At 38.6% G+C, this 10,452-nt stretch carries 9 protein-coding genes and 1 pseudogene; 7 read left to right on the forward strand and 3 right to left on the reverse strand.

Annotation, left to right across the window (positions count from 1 at the left end; translation table 11 throughout):
* Positions 1-204: pseudogene (locus Q0X66_RS14390) on the reverse strand (SIMPL domain-containing protein); the annotation flags it as partial.
* A gap of 78 nt (positions 205-282) precedes the next feature.
* Between Q0X66_RS14390 and guaA the strand changes: the two are divergent.
* Genes guaA through Q0X66_RS14410 form a run of 4 tightly spaced genes read left to right on the forward strand, consistent with a single transcriptional unit; the run spans position 283 to position 4,893 of the window.
* Positions 283-1,815, forward strand: a complete 1,533-nt coding sequence (guaA, locus tag Q0X66_RS14395) for a glutamine-hydrolyzing GMP synthase (protein ID WP_297707579.1) — start codon at positions 283-285, stop codon at positions 1,813-1,815.
* 11 nt (positions 1,816-1,826) lie between these two features.
* Complete coding sequence (locus Q0X66_RS14400; RefSeq protein WP_297707581.1) at positions 1,827-3,971, forward strand: LysM peptidoglycan-binding domain-containing protein; 2,145 nt, start codon at positions 1,827-1,829, stop codon at positions 3,969-3,971.
* 2 nt (positions 3,972-3,973) lie between these two features.
* Positions 3,974-4,378: an OsmC family protein gene (locus Q0X66_RS14405; protein WP_297707583.1), complete on the forward strand. Its 405-nt coding sequence runs from the start codon at positions 3,974-3,976 to the stop codon at positions 4,376-4,378.
* Positions 4,379-4,416: 38 nt separating this feature from the next.
* A complete protein-coding gene (locus tag Q0X66_RS14410) occupies positions 4,417-4,893 on the forward strand; it encodes a DUF922 domain-containing protein (protein WP_297707585.1) in 477 nt (158 codons plus the stop codon).
* Between the two features lie 27 nt (positions 4,894-4,920).
* On the opposite strand, the gene Q0X66_RS14415 is transcribed toward Q0X66_RS14410, so the two are convergent.
* Positions 4,921-5,787 (reverse strand): TIM barrel protein, encoded by an 867-nt coding sequence (locus tag Q0X66_RS14415; RefSeq protein ID WP_297707587.1) that lies wholly within the window; start codon positions 5,785-5,787, stop codon positions 4,921-4,923.
* A 47-nt stretch (positions 5,788-5,834) separates the two neighbouring features.
* Here Q0X66_RS14415 and Q0X66_RS14420 point away from each other — a divergent pair, with 47 nt between their 5' ends.
* The 3 genes from Q0X66_RS14420 to yidC all read left to right on the forward strand — a co-directional run bounded on the left by Q0X66_RS14420 (position 5,835) and on the right by yidC (position 9,711).
* Complete coding sequence (locus Q0X66_RS14420; protein ID WP_297707590.1) at positions 5,835-6,077, forward strand: DUF3820 family protein; 243 nt, start codon at positions 5,835-5,837, stop codon at positions 6,075-6,077.
* Positions 6,078-6,126: 49 nt separating this feature from the next.
* Entirely contained in the window at positions 6,127-7,764 is a 1,638-nt protein-coding gene (locus tag Q0X66_RS14425; protein ID WP_297707592.1) for a CTP synthase, read from the forward strand.
* Between the two features lie 96 nt (positions 7,765-7,860).
* A complete protein-coding gene (yidC, locus tag Q0X66_RS14430; RefSeq protein WP_297707594.1) occupies positions 7,861-9,711 on the forward strand; it encodes a membrane protein insertase YidC in 1,851 nt (616 codons plus the stop codon).
* A 287-nt stretch (positions 9,712-9,998) separates the two neighbouring features.
* Here the strand turns inward: yidC and Q0X66_RS14435 are convergent.
* A partial coding sequence (locus Q0X66_RS14435) for a fasciclin domain-containing protein (RefSeq protein ID WP_297707596.1) occupies positions 9,999-10,452 on the reverse strand: 454 nt, incomplete at its 5' end.

A 10,452-nucleotide genomic window follows, 5' to 3' on the forward strand; every position in this document is an offset into this window, starting at 1 on the left:
TTGTTCAAAAGCCGTCTTTAAAACAGTATTAAAGGCAACAAAACGTCCTTCCCATACAATAAGGTCTGAAGTAAAGTTCTCATTTCCCAGCCCCGTAATAGAAATCACCCGTGCAGGATTTGATCGTTTTACATAAGCATTACCTAGAAAATAGGCCGAAATCACTATTGCGACTCCAAATATTATGGCATTTAAATGTTTCATTCTTACAGCGTTAATAAAGATGTTATAAATATACCTAAAACTTGTATTTGAAAATGCCTTGAATTGCTATTTTTGCCCATGCAAAACAATGTCCTTATTTTAGATTTTGGTTCCCAGTATACACAACTCATTGCCAGACGGGTTAGGGAACTTAATATTTTCTGCGAAATTAAACCCTACAACCACTTGCCGGATGACCTGTCTGATTATAAAGCAGTAATCCTTTCCGGTTCTCCCTTCTCCGTTAGGGCAGATGATGCCCCGCACCCTGATTTATCTGAGATAAAGGGCAAGATACCTTTGCTGGCCATTTGTTATGGGGCACAATACCTGGCTCATTTTCATGGAGGAAATGTTGCGCCTTCCAATACCCGTGAATACGGCCGTGCAAGGCTTACTTCAATAGATGGAAATGAACCATTTTTCTATGAAATCAGAGAAGGTTCGCAGGTCTGGATGAGCCATAGTGATACAATTAAACAACTACCAGAAAATGCTCTAAAGCTGGCCAGTACAGAGGATGTGCAAAATGCGGCATATAAAATAGAAGGAGAAATAACCTATGGCATTCAATTTCATCCCGAAGTGTACCACACCAAACAGGGGAAACTTCTTTTGGAAAATTTTTTGGTACATATAGCGGGTTTACAACAGACCTGGACCCCGGATGCATTTGTAGAAACTACAGTTGAGGAGTTAAAGAATAAAATAGGAAGTGATAAAGTTATCCTGGGACTTTCAGGAGGAGTAGATTCTACGGTGGCGGCTGTTTTACTGCACAGGGCAATAGGGGATCATCTCCATTGTATTTTCGTAAATAACGGATTGCTCAGGAAAAATGAATTTCAGGAAGTGATGGACCAATATGAGCATATGGGTCTCAATGTGAAAGGAGTTGATGCTTCGGCACGTTTTTTGAATGCCCTAGCTGGTGAAGATGATCCTGAAAAGAAAAGAAAAATTATTGGGGGCATTTTTATTGATGTTTTTGATGATGAATCGCATAAAGTTGACGATGCCAAATGGCTTGCCCAGGGAACTATATATCCCGATGTGATTGAGTCGGTATCTGCAACAGGAGGACCTTCGGCAACTATTAAGAGTCATCATAATGTAGGAGGATTGCCCGATTTTATGAAACTAAAAGTGGTAGAACCCCTGAAAATGTTGTTTAAAGATGAAGTGAGAAGGGTAGGGGCAACACTTGGAATAGAAGATGAGCGTTTGGGACGTCATCCGTTTCCAGGACCCGGTTTAGCCATACGTATTTTGGGAGATGTGACAGAAGAAAAGGTAAATATTTTGCAAGAAGTAGATGCTATTTTTATTAATGGTTTAAAGGAATGGGGACTTTATCATGAAGTTTGGCAGGCCGGAGCCATGCTTTTACCCGTAAATAGTGTTGGGGTCATGGGAGATGAACGAACTTATGAAAAATGTGTAGCTTTGCGGGCGGTCGAAAGCACAGACGGTATGACGGCAGATTGGGTTAATTTACCCTACGAATTTTTGCAGAAGACCTCCAATGAAATAATAAATAAAGTTCCGGGAGTAAATAGAGTGGTTTACGATATCTCTTCCAAACCCCCGGCGACAATAGAATGGGAATAAAACCTACAAGCATGTCAATAAGATTTTTAATTACTACGATTGCGATTATGCTGTTTTCATGGCATGCCATGGCACAACAGTTTAGCTCTCATGCCGTAAAAGTTGGAGAAACGGTCTATAGTATTGCAAGGCAATACAAGGTAAACCCCGCTGATATCCTAAAGTATAACAAAGAAATCGCAGAGGGCGACGTACTTAAGCCTAATACTATACTCGTTATCCCTTTGGGAGTAAAAGTCTTAAGCGCAAATGATTCAATTGCGTTACAAAAAAAACTTGCAGAGGAAATTCAGGAAACACCAATAGAGTTTATTTCGCATAAAGTGAAGAAAAGGGAAACTATTTTTGGAATATCCCAGCGATACAATGTTTCTGAAGAGGATATTAAACGCTATAATACCGAATTGTACGCAAAACAATTGAAAAAGGGAATGCGTTTAAAAATCCCTAAATACCAAAAAGTTGAAGTTGAAAAGGACAGTATTAACCTTGATGATTTTGAGACTTATAAGGTATTGCCAAAAGAAACAAGATGGAGTATTGCCAATAAATACGGAATTACTATAGATAGCCTCCTTGCCTTAAATCCGGAATTATCAGATGTTACGAGTTTTCTCGCAGAAGGTCAAGAGTTGAAGCTTCCTAAAATTGCAGGCAGCAGTCTGGAGGATCAAAACGTACAATTGTATATTTCCTATACGGTGCCGCCAAAAAAGACTTTATACAGCCTTTCACAGGAATATAATATTAGTTCCCAGGATATTGTTAGGCTTAATCCTGAGATCGGGGAACGTGGGGGGTTAAAGGAAGGTATGGTAATACGGTTACCTGAAATTAAGATTGCTGATAATGAGGTTAATACAGATAATTATATTTTTTATGAAGTTAAACCCAAACAAACGGTATACTCCTTAACAAGGAATTTAGGAATTGATTATAAAGAATTACTGGCACTCAATCCGGATCTTTCCAAAGGGCTAAAGGCCGGAATGGTTTTAAAACTCCCTAAAGATAAAACAGGAAACTTGGAAGTGAAGAATTCTTTGATTCTTGATAAAATAAACCTTTTGGATAGTATCAATACCACTAATAAACCAAAACTAATTTACTTACTTCCTTTTCGTACAGATAAATTAGACCTTAGTGATATTGATAGCGCCACAGACGCAATTGCGCGAAGTAACGCAATAAGTTATAGCCTTGGTTTGTATAGTGGAGCCCTTGTTGCTTTGGATTCTATTTCAGAACTGGGAATTTCTGTTGATGTAAAAACATTTGATACCCAATTAAATCCGGACAAGACAAGACAACTGCTTCGGGGAGAAAATTTAGAAGGAGTAAGTGCCATTATTGGTCCATTACAATTAAATTCCTTAAAAGAAGTAGCAGTCAAGGCTGCAAATGCCATGGTCCCTGTTATTGCGCCTCTGGCATCATCAAGTGATTTTGAACTCGAAAATGTTTTCTTTTCTATTCCATCTGATCAGATATTGCGTGAACGAATGCTCGGTTTTATTAAAGATTCTATAACGGATGAGAATATTATTGTGATTACCGATGCAAAGAATAAGCCGGTTGGCGAACAGATAAAAGAAAAGTTTCCTTTGGCTAAATCTGTTGATCTTCAGGAAGATGAAAAAAATATTTCTTTGGATTTGGATGTACTAGCAAGTCTGCTTTCCCTTGATACCGAGAACTGGGTATTTGTAGAGACCGATAATTTTAAAGTGGTTTCCAGTGTAAGTTCCATTCTTAATTCGTCTAATTCCGATACCACCAAAGTTCGAATGTTTACTACAAATAAGAATAAGGCATTCGAAAATAATGTTATCTCAGGGGCGCATTTGTCTAATCTGAATTTTACCTATCCCTCTGTATATAAAGAAACAAATAATAATGCTTTTGTAAGGAGATACAGAAGGCGTTTTGGGGCGGATCCCGACCGGTATGCGGTACGCGGTTTTGACCTTACCTATGACCTACTTTTAAAATTGGCCTATAAACTTAATTTGTTTGAGGCCTCAAATATCATTGGGATTACAGAGTATTGCGGCAATAAATTTGATTATGACAATGAACCTTCTTCCGGATATTACAATACTGCTTCCTATATAATGATGTACAGGGATATGCGAATAACCCAGATTAATCCCTAACTATGACCTCAAAAGTTACTTATACAGGGGAATTGCGGACCAGGTGTGTACATCTTCGCTCAGGAAATGAAATCATTACAGATGCACCAGTTGATAATAACGGCCTTGGAAAAGCCTTTTCGCCTACAGATACGGTTGCTACAGCTTTAGCCAGTTGTATGCTTACCATGATGGGTATTAAGGCCAGGGACATCGAAGTTAATCTAAAAAATTCTGTTGCTGAGGTCACAAAGCATATGGCTGCAGATCCCAGAAGGATATCTCAGATAGATATAGTGCTGCATCTACCGGCCATAATTACTGAAAAGCAAAAGAAGATTCTGGAGCATACTGCGCGTACCTGTCCGGTTATATTAAGTCTTCATACAGATATTAAAAAGGAAATTTTGTTTCATTGGGATCTTTAAGATTCATATTCGGCCTTCTCATATTTCTATCGTCTGGAATGACATACGGACAAGAGGAGGCAATTCTTTGGCACCCCGAACTTAGGTTAAGCTGGGCTAATTTCAGAGCCGAACCAATTAAGGGTTCCAAGGTAGCTGCCACCACGGCAAGTGGGTTGAGCTATCAATTTTCTACAACAGAAGAAGATGGAAAATATGAATTGGATTATACGGTAAGTACTTTTTTTTATCCGGATAGATCATGGTATCAGCCAAAAATATGTGATGAGGTAATTCTGAGTCACGAGCAGTTGCATTTTGATATCTCTGAATTGTTTGCCAGGAAAATGCGAAAAATTATGGATACTACCTCATTTACAAAAAATGTGAAGGCTGAAGTAAAGGCCATATATCGTCAGATAAATAAGGAGCTGTCAGAATTTCAGCAAGTTTATGACAATGAGACCAACTACTCCCGAAACATTGAGCAGCAGCTATCCTGGAATCAGAAAATAAAAGATGCCCTTAGAAATTAAGAATTTGGTTTCGTATTCTCTTTTGGGCTATACATCACAAATGGTCACCCCTTGCTTTAAAGCAGCAATTTTGTCCTCCCAGCTGGGGATAAATTCCTGGGCCACATGCCCTTTAAATCCCGTTTCTAAAATAGCCTTCATTATAGCCGGATAATACAATTCCTGAGTCTCATCAATTTCATGTCGTCCGGGATTACCGCCGGTATGATAGTGTCCAAAATATTCATGATAATCCCTGATTGTGCGAATTACATCCCCCTCCATAATCTGCATATGGTAAATATCATATAGTAATTTGAAGTTCTCTGAACCTATTTCTTTGCACAAAGCCACACCCCATTCGGTATGATCGCACATATAATCTTTGTGGTCTACCTTAGAGTTCAGAAGTTCCATCTGAATAACCACTCCATGTTTTTCGGCCAGAGGTGTAATTTGTTTTAATCCTACTGCGCAATTTTTGAGCCCTTCTTCATCATTCAGGCCATTGCGATTTCCACTAAAACAAATCAGATTGGTGTAGCCAGCTTCCGCCACTTTCGGAATCATTTGCAAATAATCTTTTATCAGTTCTTTGTGTAGTTTAGGATCGTTCCAGCCTTTTTCAATACCAAAACCTGCACCCCAGCACATAGATGCATGGATGCCATACTTTTTCATTATAGGCCAATCTTCCGGGCCTGTTAAATCCATTGCTGCAATGCCTAATTCATTAAGGCTTTGGAGAAAATCCTTCATTGGAATCTTGCTATAGCACCAACGACATACGCTGTGATTAATATTTCCTTTTAAATCGCTGGTAGTAATTGATTTACCTTCCATGGCAACCCCGGTAAAAGAAACTAAACTTGCGGAGGCGGCCACGGAAGAGCCGATAAATGTTCTTCGTTTCATTTTGTATCGTTCATAACATATTAAAGATAATTTATTTAGATTTAATAATGGAACTATTTCCGGACAGGAAAAAGCTTATAGAACTCGCTCATTATAAAATGCCTTTCGGCAAGTTTAAAGAGCGGTACCTGCTTGATTTGCCTGAGGCTTATCTAATCTGGTTTCAAAGAAATGGCTTTCCTAAAGGTAAGCTTGGGGAACATATGAAGTCCATTCTTGAAATTAAAATTAATGGCATGGAGGGACTCATTAGAAAAATTAGGGAAGAATTTCCGTTGGATACCCAATAATTTCTAGTTGCATTTTGTACCTTTGAACCCCGTAACATAGAAGTGCAATATGCCAGATACTAAATATGTTTTCGTTACGGGAGGTGTTACTTCTTCACTTGGAAAGGGGATCATTGCGGCTTCCTTAGCCAAACTTCTGCAAGCCAGGGGTTATAAAACTACCATACAGAAATTAGATCCTTATATCAATGTAGATCCGGGTACCCTTAACCCATATGAACATGGAGAGTGCTATGTTACTGATGATGGCGCGGAAACCGATTTGGATCTTGGCCACTATGAACGATTTTTAAATGTAAAGACCTCGCAGGCCAATAATGTAACAACAGGCAGGATTTATCAGAGTGTTATTGAAAAAGAACGCCGTGGAGAGTTTTTAGGTAAAACGGTACAGGTAGTTCCACATATTACTAATGAAATTAAGGAACGGATTCAAATACTTGGAAATAGCGGTGAATATGATATTGTTATTACTGAAATCGGTGGTACCGTAGGGGATATTGAATCTCTTCCCTATATAGAAGCGGTAAGGCAATTACTTTGGGAGCTGGGCGATAAAAATGGTATTGCGATACATCTCACTTTGGTCCCATACCTTTCAGCCGCAGGAGAATTAAAAACCAAGCCAACACAGCACTCTGTTAAAACCTTGATGGAGAGTGGAATAAAGGCAGATATTCTGGTGTGCAGGACAGAACATGAATTGTCTGATGACATCAAACAAAAACTGGCATTGTTCTGCAATGTTAAAAAAGAGGCCGTAATACAATCTATAGACGCGTCAACAATATATGATGTACCGATAATGATGCAGGATGAAGGATTAGATACAGTGGCGCTACAAAAACTTGGCCTACCGGATAATACCGCTCCGGATCTGGATCAATGGAATGAATTCCTGGACAGGCATAAAAATCCTAAGTCTGAAGTAACCATTGGTTTAATTGGGAAGTACGTTGAATTGCAGGATTCTTACAAATCCATTCTGGAGTCATTTATTCATGCGGGTGCCATAAATGAAGTGAAAGTAAACATAAGATCTATTCATTCAGAGCATATCACAGCCAAAAACTTTGAAGAAAAAATGAAGGGTCTTCAGGGAATTCTTGTGGCACCCGGTTTTGGAGAGCGAGGCATTGAAGGTAAAATCAAAGCTGTGCGATATGCAAGAGAAAATAATATTCCTTTTTTAGGGATATGTCTGGGGATGCAAATGGCGGTAATTGAATTTGCAAGGAATGTATTAGGTTTAAAGGATGCCAATTCTACTGAAATGGACGGAGGTACGGATCATCCTGTCATTAGCTTAATGGAAGCTCAAAAATCTGTAATCAATAAGGGGGGTACAATGCGTCTTGGAGCTTGGGATTGTGATATACTCGAAGGCACACTTGTACATAAAGTTTACCATGGACAAACTTCTATTTCAGAAAGACACCGGCATCGTTATGAATTTAATAATGATTACAAGGAAGAATTGGAGAAAGCAGGTATGTTGGCCTCGGGAATAAATAAAGAAACTGGATTGGTGGAAATAATTGAACTGCCTTCTCACCCTTGGTTTATAGGCGTACAATATCATCCGGAATATAAAAGTACCGTAGCTAGTCCACACCCGCTTTTTGTGGGCTTTGTTAAAGCCGTATTACTGCACAAAAGACAACAAACTAATGCCAGTTTGGCATAAACTCCACAATTGGATATATATTTGCAAACCATTTGGAACTATCCGGTCATGGGCATAAGCCAAATTCATAACGGATTGGTATTTAAATTAAGTTAAATGGAAGAAAAAAAACTGGACATAAATTCCATCATCGGCTTCGCGCTGATATTTGGTATTCTCATTTTTTGGTTTTACCAAAATCAGCCTACACCAGAGGAACTGGAAGCTCAAAAAGCGGAACGGGCTAAAGTGGAGTCTCAGGTAATAGAGGAGGAACCTGAAGTTCCTCAGGCTGTTTTGCCTGAAACAAAAATAGATCTACAAGACTCTGTTGCGATTGCTGATTACAAAAAAGCCATAGGTGGTTTTGGATTTACTTCAGCTAAGGAAGGCACTACCATTCTTGAAAATGAAGTCCTCTTTTTGGAAGTAAGCAATAAAGGTGGCCAGATAATTGAAGCCAGGATGAAGAAATTTGTCACCTTTGATTCTATACCTATTTACTTAGTTAAAGACGGAAACGCCTCTTTTGGAATTAATTTTTCAACCAGAGATAATAGGGTATTGGATTCAAAGGATCTGTTTTTTGAACCATCAATGTCGAAAAATGGAGAAAATCAGGTGCTTTCAATGAAGGCAAAGGTTGCGTCTAATCAGTATCTGGAATTTCGCTATGAGATGAAACCTGCTGAATATCTGGTGGATTATACAATACGTTCTCAGGGTTTAAGTGGGGTAATAAATGATACCCAGCCAATAAATCTTAATTGGAAACTCAGGGGTATCAGACATAATAAAAGTATTCAATATGAAAACAGGTACACCAGACTTACCTATAAACATGAGGAGGGCAAAATAAGCAAACTATCTGAGAGTGGTGATGACGAAGAAATTGAGAATGGGGTTACCTGGCTTTCCTACAGACAACATTTTTTTAGTTCTATTCTGGCGACAAAAACTCCTTTTGAGTCTGCAAACTTAAGCTCCAAAAACCTGGTAGAGGAGGAGAATAAAATAGCGACGACAACTAAGGAATTTGCTACGGTAGCACCTTTACAAATGGCCGGTGGTGAACTTTCTTATAATATGAATTGGTATTACGGACCAACAGATATTGCAGTTTTATCTGAATATAAGGAATTGGGACTGGCAGATTCTATTCCATACGGATGGGGGATATTTGGTTGGATAAACCGATATGTGTTCACTCCTTTTTATGGCTTTTTAAGTTCTTTTTTACCTTTCGGAATTGCCATTGTAGTGATGACTATTCTTGTAAGACTGGTCATGTCTCCTGTTACCTATAAGTCGTATTTATCTCAGGCCAAAATGAAGGTGCTTAAACCTGAAATTTCAGAGCTCACTGAAAAATATAAGGACAATGCAATGAAGAAGCAACAGGAAACCATGAAGCTGTACAATAAGGCAGGGGTGAGTCCTATGAGTGGTTGTGTACCGGCATTATTGCAGTTACCTATTTTCTATGCTTTATTTATGTTCTTTCCCACTTCATTTGCATTGCGGCAGAAAGCGTTTCTGTGGGCAGATGATTTATCTTCCTATGATACTATAGCTGAGTTACCTTTTACGATTCCATTTTATGGAGACCATGTGAGTCTATTTCCAATATTGGCATCTGTTGCTATTTTCTTTTATATGATGATGACCACTGGGCAGAATATGCAAACCCAACCGGGTATGCCAAATATGAAATTCATCATGTACCTGTCTCCATTAATGATGCTTTTCTTTTTTAATAATTATGCAAGTGGCTTGAGCTTGTATTATTTTGTTTCAAACCTCATTACCATCTTTATCATGTTAGCCATAAAGAAATTTATTCTGGATGAGGACAAAATACACGCTCAGATACAGGAGAATAAAAAGAAACCTAAAAAGGAAAATAAGTTTCAGCGTAAAATGAGGGAGATGATGGATCAGGCAGAGCAACAGAAAAAGAATAAATAACTTAAACTGGTTATAAAAGAAAAAAGCCCTGACACTTGTGTCGGGGCTTCTAGCTTTAAGTAGGTTTAGTTTGATAAGATTTGGGACTTCAAAGATGCACTATAGTTCCACTAAAAAAAAAGAATAGTTGTAAAGGCTCATTTTTTGTATGCTAACAGTTTCAAATTTGATGTCTCGCGTTTCAAAGTAGAATCCATGACTTTTTTCCTACAAAAAAACTCCCCTAAATTTTCAGGGGAGTCTTCATCACTAAGTAAAACATCTTATAAACTAACTAACAATTTTATTTAGTGACTTGGGGGATTTAAAATATCCAGTACTTCCTGCGGTAAAAGCACTTTGTCAATAATATGGACAATGCCATTGCTGGCTAAATTATCTGGAGCTATTACGTTCGCATCAGTTCCCGATTTATCTCTGATATCCACACCATGGTTGATAATGGCAAATAAAGATTCTCCTTGTGCAGTGGGTAATTCCTGATGATCAGAAAGTTCATTGGAAGCTACAGCTGCTCCGGCCACAACATGATAGGTAAGAACTTTGGCCAATAAGGCTTTTTCTTCATGGGTGTCAAAATCGTCAAGGCTATGGTAATCATCGCCTAATGCATCCAATAAAGCTGCAAAAGCATCATTAGTAGGTGCGAATACCGTAAAAGGTCCATCGCCACTCAATACTTCAACCAAACCGGCATCGGCCTGTATCAAGGCATCAACCAAAAGGCTCAGGTCATCAACC

The sequence above is a fragment of the uncultured Eudoraea sp. genome (genome assembly GCF_947260015.1).
In the GTDB taxonomy this organism is placed as follows: domain Bacteria; phylum Bacteroidota; class Bacteroidia; order Flavobacteriales; family Flavobacteriaceae; genus Eudoraea.

What these genes read in the sequence shown, in the direction of transcription:
- yidC (WP_297707594.1), top strand. Translation starts at nt 7,861, where the DNA reads ATGGAAGAAAAAAAACTGGACATAAATTCCATCATCGGCTTCGCGCTG.
- Q0X66_RS14425 (WP_297707592.1), top strand. Translation starts at nt 6,127, where the DNA reads ATGCCAGATACTAAATATGTTTTCGTTACGGGAGGTGTTACTTCTTCA.
- guaA (WP_297707579.1), top strand. Translation starts at nt 283, where the DNA reads ATGCAAAACAATGTCCTTATTTTAGATTTTGGTTCCCAGTATACACAA.
- Q0X66_RS14420 (WP_297707590.1), top strand. Translation starts at nt 5,835, where the DNA reads ATGGAACTATTTCCGGACAGGAAAAAGCTTATAGAACTCGCTCATTAT.
- Q0X66_RS14400 (WP_297707581.1), top strand. Translation starts at nt 1,827, where the DNA reads ATGTCAATAAGATTTTTAATTACTACGATTGCGATTATGCTGTTTTCA.
- Q0X66_RS14415 (WP_297707587.1), bottom strand. Translation starts at nt 5,787, where the DNA reads ATGAAACGAAGAACATTTATCGGCTCTTCCGTGGCCGCCTCCGCAAGT.
- Q0X66_RS14410 (WP_297707585.1), top strand. Translation starts at nt 4,417, where the DNA reads ATGACATACGGACAAGAGGAGGCAATTCTTTGGCACCCCGAACTTAGG.
- Q0X66_RS14405 (WP_297707583.1), top strand. Translation starts at nt 3,974, where the DNA reads ATGACCTCAAAAGTTACTTATACAGGGGAATTGCGGACCAGGTGTGTA.